Genomic DNA, 15,764 nt, shown 5'->3' with positions numbered 1-15,764 from the left:
CGGCGATGCCATTTGTAGCAGAAGTCATATTTTTAGTAGACTATAAAAACCAACCAAAATATCATTTTTATTCCTACATTATATTGGGGTATTTTTGCTTCTTAGAAAAGCACATAAAAGTTGTACACATTGAGGTGAGCCGGTTTTGTCGAAAATTATTGCAATAGCCAATCAGAAGGGCGGTGTCGGAAAAACGACAACGTCTGTCAATTTAGCTGCTTGTCTAGCATCGCTTGGTAAAAAAGTGCTGCTGGTTGATATTGATCCACAGGGGAATACAACGAGTGGATTAGGCATTAACAAGGGTGATGTTACGAACTGTATTTATGATGTGCTTATTAATGATGTCCATCCGAAGGATGCCATGTTTGAAACAAGAGTCCCCGGATTAAAAATCATACCGGCAACCATTCAGCTGGCTGGCGCAGAAATTGAGTTGGTTCCTACGATATCGAGGGAGCTTCGCTTGAAAAAGTCATTACACATGGTCAAGGATGATTTTGATTATGTATTGATTGATTGCCCGCCTTCACTAGGCATTTTGACCATTAACTCCTTAACTGCAGCGGATTCTGTCCTTATTCCTATTCAGTGTGAATATTATGCGCTTGAAGGATTGAGTCAGCTCTTGAACACGGTTCGACTCGTTCAAAAGCATTTGAATACATCTCTTCAAATTGAAGGTGTTCTTCTAACCATGTTGGATGCAAGAACGAACTTGGGCATTCAGGTTATTGAAGAGGTTAAAAAGTATTTCCAACAAAAGGTATACCAAACCATTATTCCGCGTAACGTTCGTTTGAGTGAGGCTCCATCGCATGGACAAGCAATTATCACATATGATCCACGTTCTAAAGGTGCGGAAGTTTATCTTGAACTCGCAAAGGAAGTGATTATGTATGAGCAAGCGGCTAGGTAGAGGGCTGGATGCGCTTATCCCATCGCTTTCTGTGAATGACGATGACAAAGTGATTGAAATTTCATTAACGCAGCTAAGACCTAACCCGTATCAGCCAAGGAAAACATTTGATGAGGATTCCATAAAAGAACTAGCAGAATCCATTAAGCAGCATGGCATTATTCAACCGATTATCGTTCGTACCGTATTAAAGGGCTATGAAATCATTGCGGGGGAGAGACGTTTTCGCGCTTCCCAATTTTGTGGCAATGCGACCATTCCTGCCGTAGTCAGGTCTTTCACAGACCAACAGGTAATGGAAATTGCACTGATTGAAAATCTTCAACGCGAGGATTTGAATGCAATTGAGGTTGCTATAGCATATCAAGCGCTTATTGATAAGTTCAAGCTCACGCAAGAAGAGTTGTCTATGAAGGTAGGTAAGTCACGTTCGCACATTGCAAACTTTGTAAGACTGCTATCATTGCCATCCGAAATTAAAGACAATGTTTCACGTGGAACAATTTCAATGGGCCATGCAAGAGCATTAGTTGGAATTAAAGATGATAAAACACAGAAGGAATTAGCAGACCTGACCGTAGCGCAAGAGTGGAGCGTGCGCGATCTGGAAGAGGCGATTCAGAAGCTTGATTCTAAGCAACCAGAAGATGTAACTAAGCCGAGCCAGCGGAAACGTGATCCTTATATCGATCATCTTGAGGAATCATTGCGTGAACGATTTAAAACCACCGTTAAAATTAAGCAGCAGAAAGATAAAGGCAAAATAGAGCTTCAGTACTATAGCAAACAGGATTTGGAAAGGTTGCTAGAACTGCTTCAATACATGGCATAAAGCTATACCAAACAATGGCATACCTAAGTTGTAATCTTGCTTTTGAAAGATTAAACTAAGGTATGCCATTGTTGTGAACAGGGAGCTAGGAAAGGTGTGAATTTGTGATTAACAACGAACAATCGGTCATTTATTTAGACCATGCTGCAACATCTTGGCCAAAACCGCCGGCAGTAACGGAAGCAGTCATTAACGCTATGTTGAATGACGCCGCTAATCCAGGCAGAGGCAGCCATGCAATGGCAGTGCGGGCCAGTCGTATTTTGTTTGAGACGCGTAAGCATCTCGCTAAGCTTTTCAACATAAAAAACCCGAATGATATTGCATTCACCTCAAATACGACCATGTCGTTAAATATGGCGATCAAGGGTTGGCTGAAGCCGGGCGATCATGTCATTGCAACTTCAGTGGAGCACAACTCGGTAAGACGGCCATTATATTACTTGGAGCAAACGATTGGTATTGAAGTGACCTATGTGGAATCGGATGAACGCGGTTTTTTAAATCTAGATGATGTTGCCAATGCCATACGTCCCAATACAACGCTCGCGGTTGTTAATCATAGTTCTAATCTGCTTGGAACGATAATGCCCGTAGCGGAAATTGCTGAGCTTACAAAAAAACATGGTATAAAGCTGCTTGTAGACGCAGCTCAAAGTGCCGGTATAATACCTGTAGATGTAAGAGCAATGGGGATTGATATGCTTGCTTTCCCAGGGCATAAGGGACTGCTTGGCCCACAGGGCACAGGAGGCCTATACATCAATCCTGAGCTTGATTTGGTGCCATTATTGCATGGCGGAACCGGGAGTCAATCAGAGGCGCGTGAGCAGCCCCAGGTTAGGCCTGATCGCTATGAGGCCGGAACGCAAAATACACCAGGCTTGGCAGGGCTTAAAGCAGGTGTTCAGTATGTGTTGAATGAGACGGTTCAGAAAATCCATACTAAGGAATGGACATTGACGCAGAGGCTTTTGGAAGGACTAAAATCGGTTAATGGAGTCAAATTAATGGGGCCTGATCTTGGTGAGCAGCGAACTGGAATTGTGGCTTTTAATTTAACCGGCGTTGATCCATCGGAGCTGTCATTCATTCTGGATCAGCATTACCGGATTGCCGTGCGAGCTGGCTTTCATTGTACACCGCTCGCACATGCTTGTGCAGGAACTGCGGAGACGGGAGCTATACGCGCTAGTGTTGGCGTATTTACGACAAACGAGGAAATCGATACTTTGGCAATGGCCATAAAGGAAATCGCACAGCAGTATGGGGTATAGCAATGAATTGGGGGCGGATTAACAACGATGGAAGACTGGACATCAAATCCGATGAATGCTGTTACGGTGGGGTTAGCTTTATTTGTCATCATATTATTCATTTGGATTTCAATCATTGGCGGGCGGCTGAAAAAGCTGCGTAAGCAGTATACAGCGGTCATGGGGAATACGGGAGTAACGAATATTGAATCTGTGATTATTGAATTGAAGGAAAGCTTTACAGAACTGCAGCAGGAAAACAAACAATTGAAATCACAATTAACTTCAGTACAAGAAACTGTGCCTTTGCAAAAAGGGAAAATAGGCGTTATCCGTTATAATGCTTTTGCTGAACAAGGCAGTGATCTTAGCTTTTCAATTGCCATTATTAATGATGCGAAGGACGGAGCCGTTTTCTCGAGTTTACACAGCAGGGAAACCAGCTATGTCTATGCAAAGCCAGTCGAAAAAGGCGAATCCGTATATCCATTAACACCTGAAGAGCGCAAAGCTATTTTGGAAGCAAAATAAAATCCGGATATCCCATTAAAGATTATCGGAAGCCGCTGTTTGTTCAATTGCAGTGTTGGTAAGATGAACGTTATTCGCAATCGCCGTAAAAAGGCTAAGCGCTATAATATCGGACATTTTCATTACAAGATGCAAGCGTGTGTTTTGTAGCACGAAATATTCCATAAAGCCGCCAACGTTAACGATACCGGTAATATGGATATCGCCAACCGGAGGGAGATCTTTATTGACGCCGGCACCAGGGCGAACAGGGCCAACACCTACTTGAATACTGCCTACGCTGGAAACTTGACCAAGGCATGCATCGATACCGACAACAAAAGGTTTATGATAGCGGCGATTGATTTCAATAAGCGTATCATCCAAATTCATGGCATGGACAGGGTTTTCTAATGTGCCAAACAGCTCGAAATGAGGACTGCGGTATTTGGATAAATTCGTTCCGATTAGAGGTCCCAAAGCATCGCCCGTTGATCGGTCCGTACCCACGCATACGACTACGATGGGGCGGTTGCCGGCCATCTCTTCCAGCATGGCGGTTAGGCGATTAACCAGCATGCCAATAACATTAGCAGTCGTGTAAGGTACCTTCAAAGGCGTCTCTTTAATAAATGAAAGTTTCATAGAATCCCTCCGATAATACCGATATGTTACTAGTATATGGATGGGACAACCATTTTATACGTCAGATAGTTTTGATATTTTGTTTGCGAAATGGTTTGTCATTCGAATCAATGGAGGTCATGCACGTGCTAATTGCGTTTGACTCCACGCAGCAGGCATTGCGTGCGGAGATGCTGCTGGAATATGCAGAAATCGAAATCGATATTTGTCCTACGCCCAAGGAAATAACAGCCGGCTGCGCGTTATCGATTCATTTTCCGGAAGAGGATTTATTGATGGTAAAGGAAGTCATTGTGCAAGAAAACGTAGAGGTTAGAGGCATATTTAAAGCCATCGAATCCGGATACGAGCAAGTAAACGTATAATTTAGATAAGGGTTGGAAAGAGGAGGAAGTAGTATGTCAATCAAAGAACGATACGATAAAGTTGTTGCATGGTTGACAGATAATGAATTTTGGGGATCCTTCGGCAGCTCAGCTTTGCGTGTCGTAATGTTTTTGTTTATTGGGCGATTAGTGGTATGGATTATACATAAAACAATCGATCGGGTTATTTTGGAGCGTGAGAGCAAGAGGCCGGTTAACCATACGAGAAGGATGACAACGGTTGGCAAGCTCATGAAAAATGTAGCCTCGTATGTCGTTTACTTCATATCAACCATGCTTATTCTGTCCGAGTTCGGCATTAATCTGGGCCCTTTGCTTGCGGGAGCAGGAGTGTTGGGACTAGCGATAGGTTTTGGCGCCCAGAGCTTGGTTAAGGATATTATTACAGGATTTTTTATCGTGTTGGAGGATCAATTTGCCGTCGGCGATGTCATACAAACGGGTCAGTTTAAAGGAACCGTGGAAGTGATCGGCCTTCGGACAACGCGAATCCAAAGCTGGACGGGTGAGGTCCATATCGTGCCAAACGGCATGATTAACGAGGTCACGAACTTCTCGATCAATAACAGCATCGCCGTTGTAGACATTTCGATTGCTTTTGAAGAAGAGGTTGACCGTGCCCTTGAGGTCGTTCGCCATACGATGATAACGATGCAGGATGAGAATTTGATTAATGCGCCGGAGGTACTCGGTATCCAAACGATTGCTCCCACCGGCGTGACCCTTCGCGTTATTGCAGAATGCCGTCCCAATACGCATCCGGTTGTGGCGCGAAAATTAAATATGGTGATCAAGAAAGCATTAGATGCCAGCGGAATCGAAATTCCTTATCCGAGAATGGTGACCTATCACCGGAATGAAAAAGGGGGCGTGAAAGGTGGAGCGTAAGCAATTTGAGCTGGGTGATGTCGTTCAAATGAAAAAACAGCATCCATGCGGCTCTAATGAAATGGAAATCATTCGAATGGGCATGGATATTCGCATTAAATGCGTGGGTTGTAAACACAGCGTGCTTATCCCGCGAGCTAAATTCGAAAAAAACATGAAGAAAGTGCTTCGCTCAAAAGGTGCAACGGAAGATGTCTCCGATGCTTAATGATCAATAATAAAAAAATCCGAACAAGCACTTGCATGAAGACAAGCCTTATGATACAATAATTTTTACATGCGGAGAGGTACCCAAGAGGCCCAAGGGGGCTGACTCGAAATCAGCTAGGCGGGTCAAACCGTGCGTGGGTTCGAATCCCACCTTCTCCGCCATACTTAAACAGTCAAACGATTCGATATTCGGATCGTTTTTTTTATTTACATATTATTTTGCTGGGAGGCCAGTGAATTGAGCGCGCCTAAGCTGCCTTTAACGGAAGATGAACGCAAGCGATTAAGACAAGCAAAGATTAAGCTCATTGATTTAGTGAATTTTTCCGCGGAAGAACTAAGCGTCACATTAGAGGTTTCCGAGAAGCGAGCAGCGCATTTGCTTGCGCTTGCTATCTTTCAAAGCGTGCCATCGATTGGCCCGAGCCTCTCCATGAATTTAGTCGAGCTGGGCTATTTATCGTTGGACCAAATTAAGAGCGGTGGAGAGAGCGGAGCCGAGCTTGTAGACCGTCTGGAGCGCCTGCACGGTGTTTGGATGGATCCATGCGTAGAAGACGTGATGAGGCTAGCCGTGTACCATGCGAATCATCCAGGGAGCGATAAGCAATGGTGGGACTTTACGCAGGAACGGAAGTTGTACCGAGCGGAGCATGGTTATCCCGCAGATCGCCCAAGTAAAAGCTGGCATGAGTAGAAAAGAGAAGAGGGCTCTCGCGAGCCCTCTTCTTGACGATGGTTGATGGTTGAGTCGATTAATTCTCACGACAAGTATTTGAAACCTTGGTCTTCATTCGTCAATCGGAGCAAATCAGCCAGGGCTTCATTATATCCTTTTGAGCACAACGTTACGAATCCGCTTGAACGGTTATACCTAACGATGCTCGAATGCGCGTGTGTTACAGACATGTGTCTTTGGCACAACCCTCCGCTTCTATCCTGTGTGAACGAAATCCTCTTGAGGCTGTACTCTTTGCGAAACGAATGCTGATCCGTCAGAAGACGGGGCCAGTCGTTTACGCATGCCAAAATGGTTCAACGGAACCACACCTCTCTTACACCGTCGACAATTAGAATGACCAAGGAAGCCCTTCATCATTCATTAAAACAGAAAAACTAATGTCCCATACGCTTCCATTTGCGTTCATGGTTGCTTGTTTCCGGAAAGCGTTCTCCCTTGCTAAGCCTAACTTTTTTCGGATTTTGAATGCCCATGTGAAATGAATTCACTCCATCCTCGATATAAGTGCCATCGTTCGGAGCTCTGTCTCCCGGCGAAAAGATTGTACCTTCACCCATCATGATCATCCTCCAGCATAATTTTGGCGCGTTAAAGAGAAGCTCACTTCATCTGTCCGCTGGGGTAGTATTTGCAGTAAGGTTAATTTGCATAAGTAGCAGATATCGGCTAAAAAACGTATTCGAGCAAAACCTCTGTTATTTTCGCTTGTCATAGGCGATTGAATTTGATATAGTATAGAGATGCGAGCAGAAGCTCGTTCCTTGCTCCATTTATGGGGCCGTTAGTCCAAGAGGAGGTGAAACAATATGCGCAAATATGAAGTAATGTACATCGTTCGTCCAGACGTTGAGCAAGAAGCCTTGCAAGCGATCGTTGACAAATTCCATGGCATTATCTCCAACGGCGGAGAGGTCACAAAGCAAGATGTGAGCGGAAAACGTCGTCTTGCGTATGAGATCAATAAGCTTCGTGATGGGTACTTTGTACTGGTACATTTCAACGCAACGACTGAAGTTGTGAATGAACTTGACCGCATCATGAAGATTACGGATGAAGTTATCCGTTCGTTGATCGTCAGAGACGTCGCTTAATCCACGCTGGATTGTTCGATTGGGAGGTCAGAAACGATGTTGAACCGTGTTATACTAATTGGTAGATTGACGAGAGACCCAGAGCTTCGCTATACGCCTGCAGGTGTTGCGGTTACACAATTTACGCTAGCAGTAGATCGTCCGTTTACGAGCGGCGGTCAAGGCGAGCGTGAAGCGGATTTTATTCCGGTTGTAACTTGGCGTCAACTGGCCGAGACTTGCGCCAACTACTTGCGTAAAGGCCGCTTAACAGCGGTTGAAGGACGCATTCAAGTACGGAATTACGAGAACAACGAAGGCAAACGCGTCTACGTAACGGAAGTTATCGCGGATAACGTTCGGTTCTTGGAATCCAATAAAGACGGCGGCGGCTCGCGCGAAGAAGGCGGAAGCAGCTACAGCGGCGGTACAAGCAGCGGCGGCGGATCTTACGGCGGCAACGCTTCCCAAAGCAGCGGTAACCGGCCATCTGGCAATAACTCACGTAACGACAGCCGTGATCCTTTCCAGGATGACGGACGCCCGATTGATATATCAGAGGATGATTTGCCCTTTTGATATCGGAGTAGCTTCTACTTCGCGTATCAATGGAACGGTTATGCAGCCTTTATCGCAATATAAAGCAGCTGCGTAATTGTAAAATTTTCAACGATAAGGAGGATACCTATCATGGCTTTCAAGCAAAGAGATAACGGTGGCGACGAGCGTCCAGAACGTAAGTTCAGCGGACGTAAAGGCGGACGCAACAAACGCCGTAAAGTGTGTTTCTTCACTGTAAACAAAATCACTAAAATTGACTATAAAGATGTAGATTTGCTGAAAAAGTTTATCAGCGAGCGCGGCAAAATTTTGCCACGTCGTGTGACTGGAACAAGCGCGAAGTACCAACGCTTGCTTACAATCGCAGTTAAACGTTCACGTCAAATCGCATTGCTTCCTTACACGACTGAATAGGTCGATAAGCGAATATGCACAAAACGGAGGAGCCTGTCACCAAGGGCTCTTTTTGTTTATTTAGGGGCCCGTATGAATACGGGCCTTTTTTTTGTTGCATGCTAATTCAATCGATATAGGGGGCGTATACGAGAATGCAATTTATATTTTATCTAGCTCTTATTATCGCTGCTACAAAGGCTGCAGGGCATTTATCTGTTCGATTAGGGCAGCCTGCCGTGCTTGGAAAGCTGCTCGCGGGTATCATCCTTGGGCCAGCCTTGCTCGGATGGGTACATCCTGACGATTTCATTGATCATTTTGCGGAAATCGGCGTGCTTTTACTCATGTTCATCGCAGGTTTGGAAACGGACTTGGAGCAGCTTCGAAAAAATTGGAAAGCATCCTTCGCGGTTGCCATTGGCGGAATCATCCTTCCGTTTGTTGGAGGATACGCCATTGCAGTAGCTCTAGGCTTGTCAAATACAGAAGCATTATTTCTTGGTTTGCTGCTTTGTGCCACATCCGTCAGCATATCGGTTCAAACGCTAAAGGAAATGAATCAGCTTAATTCCAGGGAAGGAACGACGATACTTGGAGCAGCGGTTGTAGACGATGTCGTTGTGGTTGTGCTTTTAGCAGTGATGATGAGTTTGCTTGGTGCATCAGGCGATGTTTCCTTACCGATATTAATTGGTAAAAAGTTATTATTTTTTGTTATTATCGTAGTCATATCCATATGGGTCATTCCATTCTTTATGAAGCAGTTCGCTCGGTTTAAAGTAACGGAAGCAGCCATGAGCGGAGCGTTGATTGCCTGCTTTGCGTTTTCTTATTTTGCAGAGAAAATGGGTGTGGCCGGAATTATAGGCGCTTTTGCGGCTGGAATCGCCATATCGCAAACCTCGTTTAAGCATGATGTGGATTCCAAGGTGGAGCCGATCGCCTATACGTTATTCGTGCCTGTTTTCTTCGTGAGCATCGGTTTAAATATCACATTTGTCGGAGTAGGCAATCAGCTCATTTTTATTCTGTTGTTATCGCTGGTTGCGATTCTGACGAAGCTGCTGGGCGGAGGATTAGGTGCAAGGCTAACCGGGTTCAACAATCACTCTTCGCTGGCAATTGGCGCCGGCATGGTATCCAGGGGAGAGGTGGCGCTTATAATTGCGGCATCGGGATTAGAATCGGGGCTCTTGCTTCCGAAGTACTTTACGGCAGTGGTCATCGTGGTAATTTTGACAACGCTAGTCACACCGCCAATGTTGAAAATGGTTTTCCCCCAAAAAAAACAAGAGCAGCATCCTTAATCGGGATACTGCTCTTTCTTTGATGAGGCGGCAGGGCGTTTCTGTTTCTATTACCGCCTACGCGTTACTCTGCTTTTACCAACCTTAACGGAAGGTTTGGATTTACGCGGCTTGGTGTATACTTTATTTGATTTGCTTGATTCATTGGCTTCCTTTACAATTTTCCCCTTAGTGGCTGGCTTGGAAGTAATGGTATCTTTATTTTGGCTTGAGCTTGTATTTGGTGAGGAAGCTGAAGCATTGGCATCCTTGGAGCGCTTAAACACCGAGCCCGTTCGATTAACCGTTAACGGAGGAGCCAGCTTCTTATCCTCTACCGTAGGGACTCGGTATGAGGTATTAGGCTTATATATATCCTTGGTTGTATATCCGCGATATTTCCCTTTGCCATATTTACCATGATCAAACAAGTCGTCAAGAACACTGGCAATAAGGTAGCCTTGAAGAAAACTCGAGCTGTAATTTTGCCTTACATATTCGGTGGAGTTAATCTCGATTAATGTGTCGGACGGATCGTCAGGAGCTTGATCCAACTGAATGACTTCGTCCGAATAAACGAGAAACATCCGTTCCGTACTCACTTCGCTCTGCTGCTCGGGCTTTCGCTGGTCCGCTAAATTAGCGGCCACATCGGGAACGGAGATATTATCGGCACGGTACACATAAGAGGTCTCATTGCCGGAACCATTGACCGATTGCAAAGGATATTGATCCTTCACGGAATCCGAAACGGCGCAAGCCGTGAGAAGAGGGATGATAAAGCTCAGCAGAAGCAGGTATTTAATCGATTGATGCCACCATTTATTCATCATGTCCTCCTATCCGCCCCGCAGCACGCGAACATCGGCCGGCAGAACGCTTTCTCCTTCATAAAGCATGAAGCGTCCGTCCTGCCATTCGATACGGAGAAGCCTCATATCATCAGATTGGTATTGCCAGACATGCTGTTCGCCTCCCTGCATGTAAGGCGTTTTGCCGCTGGCCATAATTAAGCCGGAGAATTGCTCCTCCATGTGGTAATTCCGATCATCCAACTCCAAAATAGTCGGGACCTCATCAATGGAGTCCAGCCGCCCGTCAATGGGATCATATAGCGCATATACCGTTCTTTCCCGTTCCTCTACAGTCAAGTAGCGAATGGTAATGCCGTCCTGAAGCGTAAGCACGATGGCATTGCGGGATCGGTTATGTGTTCGGCCTGTTACGTTGTAAGTAATTAAGGAAACCTCGCATACATCGCCAGGCGAAAGCGTCATGATACTTTTCTCAGCAATGGGCGCTTCAGCGGGAGTAAGCAGGTTTTTGATCCTTTTGAACAAGCTCATCTGAAATGCTCCTTTATTAAATTAGATAGATCCAATGATCAGCGCACCGGCAATATGAAGGGATCCGGCAAACAATGCATAACCGATCTTGCCTTCATGGATTCCTTGCTCCAGCTTCATCCCGCTTATGGCGATGACTACCTTCTCCACGATCCACTCCAGCACGAGCAAGAGGACGAAAGAGACGAGGGAGATGACAAGAGCTTCCCACATTTCACTGGATTTGCTGATAGATTGGGATAAAATATACGCCTGAGCAAAAAGCTTAAGCACAAAGCGAGTCGTTACGGCAGTATTTCCGTTTTTAATTTCTTGCAAATCATTGTACTTCGTAAACCGGGAGTCCAGAAACATAATAATGACGAGTAAAATGGCTCCTGCGCCAGTCCAAACCGGAATACGGATAAGATCAATCCATGACATCGATAATTCCTCCAAGGTTTTGAATTTATAAAAATGACCGCCTTTTGTTAAAACCGGGGAGTCCGAGTCCTAACACCAGCGGTCATACTATACAATACTTCCTAATTAATTGGAAGAACTATTGCTTCTCGTACTGCTTCATCAGCGCGGCTAACTCGTCTTCTACCGCTTTGTCCTTGCCGAGCTTCTCGAATTCCTCATCAAGCGATTTGCCTTTAGCGTTGATTTCATTGCTCGCTTCCGCTTGAGCCTCCATTTGCAGCATTTTCTCTTCCATGCGTTTCATGCCTGAGGCAGCAGAATCGGTGCCAAAGCCCGACATCGCTTTATTGATTTCCGTTTGCGCCTTAGCCGCTTGATAACGGGCTACCAGCGTTTCACGCTTGTTCTTCAGATCGGCGAGCTGCTTGCGCATTTCATCCAGCTTGCCGCGCAAGTTGTCAGCGAGCATTTTATTTTGGTCAAAGCTGGCTTTGTATTCGGAAGCCTTTTGTTCGGCCGATTTTTTCTCTTCCAGGGCTCGTCGCGCAAGCTCAATATTTTGAGATTGGGCAGCAAGATGTGCTTGCTCACCGCGTTTCTCGACAAGCTGGGATTGTTCCTCATACAGCTGCTTGAATTTTTTCTCGATCGCAATTTGCGCGGCAACGGCTTTCTCTGCATCAGCAAGGTCTTCCTGCATATCGCGAATATATTGATCGCTTAGTTTTATTGGATCTTCCGCTTTCTCAATCAAAGAGTAAACATTCGATAAAGTAAGGTCTCGCAGTCTTTTGAATATAGACAAGTTAATCCCTCCTAGGATTGTTTCACATAAATAATGATACGCTCAATAAAAGCAATTAGTTGCAAGAATATTCAGGAATCGCGTGATTCGCGTTTATCTTTGAAGTAATGCTACAATGAATCAAATGAAGCACCTTTCGGAGAAGAAAAGGAGAAATCTCGATGGAAAATGCCAAAACGGGAACAGAGCGGTTCAAACGATTTATTTTAAATAACAAATTCGTATTGTTTCTGCTTGTGCTGCTGCTCGTTGGACTGAATATTATGGTACTGACGAAAATATCGTATATTTTCACGCCGGTTACGGTGCTCCTTAAAACCTTGCTGCTACCTGTCATCTTGGCGGGAATCGCATATTATCTTTTGAACCCCATTGTCGATTATTTGGATAGCAAGGGCGTAAAACGAGTATATTCTATTATTTTGCTCTTCCTGCTGGGAGCGGGACTGGTCACGGTCGTGCTGGTCGCAGTCATCCCTTTTCTCAATGAGCAAGCGGTAAGCTTCGTTAATAATTTTCCTAAATACGGAGACCAGCTGCGAAGAAACTTTGAGGATTTTATGGGAAGCGCGGGCTTTCTGCAAATTCAAGAATGGTTTAATTTAAATCCGGAAGAGCTTACCGGCAATATTACGGAGCAGGCGACTTCGCTGCTGAATGGCACGTTATCGAGCTTGGGTTCGCTAGTTGGGGCACTAAAGGAAGTGATCTTAGCCATCGTAACGCTTCCGTTCATTCTATTCTACATGTTAAAGGACGGAAAGCAGCTGCCGCAATTCATTGTCGGGTATCTGCCGAATAAGCTGCAGCCGCAAACGAAGCGGATCATGGCTGAAATGAACGGTCAAATCAGCAGTTATATTAGAGGACAAATTATTGTGAGCTTCTGTATAGGCATGCTGTTGTATATAGGTTATCTAGTGATCGGGCTTGAATACTCGCTGGTGCTCGCCCTCGTCGCAGCCTGCACGAGCGTCATTCCATACCTCGGACCTGCAATAGCTATTACGCCGGCATTGGTGGTAGCGCTGGTTACTTCACCTGTCATGCTGCTGAAGATGGTTGTCATCTGGACGATTGTGCAGCTTATCGAAGGGAAGTTCATTTCACCGCAAATTATGGGCAAAAGCTTGCAAATCCATCCGATCACGATTATTTTTGTTATTTTAACGGCTGGCAATTTGTTCGGACTCGCTGGAATTGTGCTTGCCGTACCGGGCTATGCTGTTTTAAAGGTGATCGCCATCCATTCGTACGAATGGTTCAGAAGCCATTCATCGCTCTATGAAGAGGAGCAGAGAGACAAGCAGCCCTTATAATACTCGGTTTCGTTCCAGCAGCTTGAAATAAACAAATACGATGCTAAAAGCTAATATATAGGATAAGCAGGTATAGCCTACATTCCAGCCGTTGCCGTAGCTTACTTTTCCTACGAGTATGCCTACATATTCAAGCAGGGTCGTGAATATAACAAATAAAAATAAAATAAACGCAGTTTTGTTCCGGTGGGCTTGAATGGACCAAATCATGTAGCTGGCCAAAACGGGATATAGGCCAATATCGAGAGGCAAAGCCGAAACCGATTCATCATTTGGGATAAGCGGCGTGAAATCCCAAAACATCATTTGGAAGCCAAAAGAGTTGATAACTAAGGAAACGACCGCGCTAATAGGGGAAATGAGCAGCAAGGTTTTCATTTTCCTTACAGCAATAGGTATGGCGGCAAGCCAAGGAATAATGAAACCGCAGATGAGATTAATCACCATTTCATAATGCATCTCAAATTCCTTTCTTGTACATTTTTTTATTAAGATACCCCGTACCCGCTTACGCATACGCAAAATAAAAAACAAGGCAGCTGCCGCTAGGGCAAACTTCCTTGTTTTTATTTATTTTATAAGCATCTTAGCCGTTTAGGGAAGGAACGTCGTCAGACGTTTAAGCATGTTAGCTGGTTTCCGGTTTCAGCAGACTCGTGCGCGGAGCGATTGTCAGCTCTACTTTATTGATACGGTGCTTGCTTACTTCACGAATGGTAAAGGTCAGGTGGTTGAATCCGAATTGCTTCCCGGGCTTTGCCTCTTCCATTTCGCTGTAAAGCCAGCCGCCGACCGTGTCTACTTCTTCATGCGCAAGCTCCGTGCCGATCAGGTCACCAAGCTCAGTGAGTGACACCTTGCCATCGAGAAGATAAGACGTTTCGGAAAGCATCTCAATGTCTTTACGCTCATCGGCGTCGAACTCGTCCCGGATGTCTCCGACGATTTCTTCTAATATATCCTCAATTGTCACAAGTCCGGATGTACCGCCATATTCATCGACGACAATCGCAAAATGCACGCGCTCTTGCTGCATTCGCGTCAGGAGCGTCTTGACGGGCAGAACCTCAGCGACGGACATTACGGGCTGGATCAGCGTCTGAAGATCAATATCATTATTCACATGATATTGCAAAAATAATTGCTTCGTATTGATCATGCCTACGATATTGTCTTTGCTGTCGCCTGCAACAGGGAAGCGGGTATACTGCTCCTTGCGGATAATATCCATGTTTTGCTGCAGCGTGTTGTTTTTGTACAAGACGGTCATATCCGTGCGCGGGACCATGATTTCTTTGGCCAAAATTTCGTCAAACGCAAAAATCCGGTTTACATAGCCATACTCGGTGTTGTTGATTTTGCCGCTCTCGAGGCTGTCGCTTAGTATGATTTGAATTTCTTCTTCGCTATGGGCATTCTCGTGTTCCTTTGCCGGTTTTAAGCCAAACAAACGGACTAAAGCATTAGCAGAACCGTTTAACAACCAGATAAACGGGTACATGACCTTGTAGAAGAAAATGATTGGTTTAACGACAGCAAAACTGACGAGCTCCGCTTTCTGAATCGCGATACTCTTCGGCGCAAGCTCTCCGATAACGACATGGAGAAAGGTTACGCCAATGAAGGCAATCAGAAACGATAAAATATGGCTGAGATCGTTGTTCAGCTCCCAGTGATCAAACAGCGGGAGAAGCAGCTTTTCAACGGTGGGCTCTCCAAGCCAGCCGAGGCCGAGCGCCGTAATCGTTATGCCAAGCTGACATGCGGATAGGTAACCATCTAAATTACTGACTACACGTTGAACGGCAAGCGCGTTTTTCTTTCCTTCAACGACCAATTGGTCGACTCGGCTGGTCCGAAGCTTAATAATGGCAAATTCAGTAGCAACGAAAAAAGCAGTCAGCACAATTAGTAAAGCAAATAATAGTAGATTAAGTCCTATACCCATATGAAATATTCACAATCCTTCTTATCTGATTTATATCATTTAATAGTACGAACTTTCTGCCAATTCATCAAACCGCCCAATAGGGGCTAAGAAGCGGTAGAGGGTCGATTTTACCCATTTGAAGAGAATAGCGGATTGATATTAGCCATTCTCTCGATTTATCGCGGTAACCGTAATGGTTTAATGAATAGTTCTTATGAACTTGTTATGGGGTCAAAAAAAGAACGGCAGCAGGCCGTC

General features: G+C 45.1%; 21 protein-coding genes and 1 tRNA gene. 14 read left to right on the top strand and 8 right to left on the bottom strand.

The genetic code is table 11. The features are described from left to right. Window positions 1-145 precede the first annotated feature (145 nt). The 4 genes from MRBLPE1_RS28885 (at window position 146) to MRBLPE1_RS28870 (ending at window position 3,538) form a co-directional block, all read left to right on the top strand. Window positions 146-919 carry a ParA family protein gene (locus MRBLPE1_RS28885; protein WP_364152670.1) on the top strand — a complete coding sequence of 258 codons (774 nt, stop codon included), beginning with the start codon at window positions 146-148 and terminating at the stop codon, window positions 917-919. After that, window positions 900-1,751, top strand: coding sequence for a ParB/RepB/Spo0J family partition protein (locus MRBLPE1_RS28880; RefSeq protein WP_364152667.1), 852 nt, complete (start codon window positions 900-902; stop codon window positions 1,749-1,751). The genes MRBLPE1_RS28885 and MRBLPE1_RS28880 overlap by 20 nt, the downstream gene beginning before the upstream one ends. Before the next feature lie 107 nt (window positions 1,752-1,858). After that, window positions 1,859-3,028, top strand: a complete 1,170-nt coding sequence (locus tag MRBLPE1_RS28875; RefSeq protein WP_364152749.1) for an aminotransferase class V-fold PLP-dependent enzyme — start codon at window positions 1,859-1,861, stop codon at window positions 3,026-3,028. Between the two features lie 27 nt (window positions 3,029-3,055). Next, entirely contained in the window at window positions 3,056-3,538 is a 483-nt protein-coding gene (locus MRBLPE1_RS28870) for a DUF4446 family protein (protein WP_364152664.1), read from the top strand. Window positions 3,539-3,553: 15 nt separating this feature from the next. On the opposite strand, the gene yyaC is transcribed toward MRBLPE1_RS28870, so the two are convergent. After that, the gene (gene yyaC, locus MRBLPE1_RS28865) at window positions 3,554-4,162 is read right to left on the bottom strand and encodes a spore protease YyaC (protein ID WP_364152661.1); all 609 of its coding nucleotides are present in this window, start codon (window positions 4,160-4,162) and stop codon (window positions 3,554-3,556) included. A gap of 119 nt (window positions 4,163-4,281) precedes the next feature. Here yyaC and MRBLPE1_RS28860 point away from each other — a divergent pair, with 119 nt between their 5' ends. From MRBLPE1_RS28860 to MRBLPE1_RS28840, 5 genes are all read left to right on the top strand, one after another. Then, entirely contained in the window at window positions 4,282-4,527 is a 246-nt protein-coding gene (locus MRBLPE1_RS28860; RefSeq protein ID WP_364152658.1) for a DUF3343 domain-containing protein, read from the top strand. Between the two features lie 33 nt (window positions 4,528-4,560). Further along, window positions 4,561-5,436 carry a mechanosensitive ion channel family protein gene (locus MRBLPE1_RS28855; protein ID WP_364152655.1) on the top strand — a complete coding sequence of 292 codons (876 nt, stop codon included), beginning with the start codon at window positions 4,561-4,563 and terminating at the stop codon, window positions 5,434-5,436. Further along, window positions 5,426-5,644 carry a DUF951 domain-containing protein gene (locus MRBLPE1_RS28850; RefSeq protein ID WP_364152652.1) on the top strand — a complete coding sequence of 73 codons (219 nt, stop codon included), beginning with the start codon at window positions 5,426-5,428 and terminating at the stop codon, window positions 5,642-5,644. The genes MRBLPE1_RS28855 and MRBLPE1_RS28850 overlap by 11 nt, the downstream gene beginning before the upstream one ends. 73 nt (window positions 5,645-5,717) lie before the next feature. Then, a tRNA-Ser gene (locus MRBLPE1_RS28845) sits at window positions 5,718-5,808 on the top strand. A gap of 76 nt (window positions 5,809-5,884) precedes the next feature. Beyond that, window positions 5,885-6,343 carry a helix-hairpin-helix domain-containing protein gene (locus MRBLPE1_RS28840; protein ID WP_364152649.1) on the top strand — a complete coding sequence of 153 codons (459 nt, stop codon included), beginning with the start codon at window positions 5,885-5,887 and terminating at the stop codon, window positions 6,341-6,343. A 419-nt stretch (window positions 6,344-6,762) separates the two neighbouring features. Here the strand turns inward: MRBLPE1_RS28840 and MRBLPE1_RS28835 are convergent, their stop codons facing one another. Then, window positions 6,763-6,945 (bottom strand): YjzC family protein, encoded by a 183-nt coding sequence (locus MRBLPE1_RS28835; protein WP_364152645.1) that lies wholly within the window; start codon window positions 6,943-6,945, stop codon window positions 6,763-6,765. A 249-nt stretch (window positions 6,946-7,194) separates the two neighbouring features. On the opposite strand from MRBLPE1_RS28835, the gene rpsF reads away from it, so the two are divergent. The 4 genes from rpsF to MRBLPE1_RS28815 all read left to right on the top strand — a co-directional run bounded on the left by rpsF (window position 7,195) and on the right by MRBLPE1_RS28815 (window position 9,722). After that, the gene (gene rpsF / locus MRBLPE1_RS28830) at window positions 7,195-7,479 is read left to right on the top strand and encodes a 30S ribosomal protein S6 (RefSeq protein ID WP_053373427.1); all 285 of its coding nucleotides are present in this window, start codon (window positions 7,195-7,197) and stop codon (window positions 7,477-7,479) included. 36 nt (window positions 7,480-7,515) lie between these two features. After that, window positions 7,516-8,037: a single-stranded DNA-binding protein gene (gene ssb / locus MRBLPE1_RS28825; protein WP_364152640.1), complete on the top strand. Its 522-nt coding sequence runs from the start codon at window positions 7,516-7,518 to the stop codon at window positions 8,035-8,037. Window positions 8,038-8,148: 111 nt separating this feature from the next. Beyond that, complete coding sequence (rpsR, locus tag MRBLPE1_RS28820; RefSeq protein ID WP_053373429.1) at window positions 8,149-8,433, top strand: 30S ribosomal protein S18; 285 nt, start codon at window positions 8,149-8,151, stop codon at window positions 8,431-8,433. A gap of 134 nt (window positions 8,434-8,567) precedes the next feature. Further along, window positions 8,568-9,722 (top strand): cation:proton antiporter, encoded by a 1,155-nt coding sequence (locus MRBLPE1_RS28815; RefSeq protein WP_364152636.1) that lies wholly within the window; start codon window positions 8,568-8,570, stop codon window positions 9,720-9,722. Window positions 9,723-9,772: 50 nt separating this feature from the next. Here MRBLPE1_RS28815 and MRBLPE1_RS28810 read toward each other — a convergent pair whose 3' ends face one another. The 4 genes from MRBLPE1_RS28810 to MRBLPE1_RS28795 form a co-directional block, all read right to left on the bottom strand. After that, window positions 9,773-10,531 (bottom strand): DUF4247 domain-containing protein, encoded by a 759-nt coding sequence (locus MRBLPE1_RS28810; protein ID WP_364152633.1) that lies wholly within the window; start codon window positions 10,529-10,531, stop codon window positions 9,773-9,775. A 9-nt stretch (window positions 10,532-10,540) separates the two neighbouring features. Then, window positions 10,541-11,047 carry a DUF4178 domain-containing protein gene (locus MRBLPE1_RS28805; protein ID WP_364152630.1) on the bottom strand — a complete coding sequence of 169 codons (507 nt, stop codon included), beginning with the start codon at window positions 11,045-11,047 and terminating at the stop codon, window positions 10,541-10,543. 21 nt (window positions 11,048-11,068) lie between these two features. Continuing rightward, window positions 11,069-11,470: a DUF350 domain-containing protein gene (locus tag MRBLPE1_RS28800; RefSeq protein ID WP_364152627.1), complete on the bottom strand. Its 402-nt coding sequence runs from the start codon at window positions 11,468-11,470 to the stop codon at window positions 11,069-11,071. A 118-nt stretch (window positions 11,471-11,588) separates the two neighbouring features. Then, on the bottom strand, window positions 11,589-12,257 hold the full coding sequence (locus MRBLPE1_RS28795; protein ID WP_364152624.1) for a PspA/IM30 family protein: 669 nt from the start codon (window positions 12,255-12,257) through the stop codon (window positions 11,589-11,591). A gap of 161 nt (window positions 12,258-12,418) precedes the next feature. Here MRBLPE1_RS28795 and MRBLPE1_RS28790 point away from each other — a divergent pair, with 161 nt between their 5' ends. Further along, entirely contained in the window at window positions 12,419-13,576 is a 1,158-nt protein-coding gene (locus MRBLPE1_RS28790) for an AI-2E family transporter (protein ID WP_364152621.1), read from the top strand. On the opposite strand, the gene MRBLPE1_RS28785 is transcribed toward MRBLPE1_RS28790, so the two are convergent. Continuing rightward, complete coding sequence (locus tag MRBLPE1_RS28785; protein ID WP_364152618.1) at window positions 13,571-14,035, bottom strand: CBO0543 family protein; 465 nt, start codon at window positions 14,033-14,035, stop codon at window positions 13,571-13,573. The genes MRBLPE1_RS28790 and MRBLPE1_RS28785 overlap by 6 nt on opposite strands. A gap of 169 nt (window positions 14,036-14,204) precedes the next feature. Then, entirely contained in the window at window positions 14,205-15,524 is a 1,320-nt protein-coding gene (locus MRBLPE1_RS28780; RefSeq protein ID WP_364152615.1) for a hemolysin family protein, read from the bottom strand. Between the last annotated feature and the right edge of the window lie 240 nt (window positions 15,525-15,764).

It is taken from the genome of Paenibacillus sp. LPE1-1-1.1 (assembly GCF_040676435.1).
GTDB lineage: Bacteria > Bacillota > Bacilli > Paenibacillales > Paenibacillaceae > Pristimantibacillus.
This window is presented reverse-complemented; position numbering and strand designations above follow the sequence as displayed.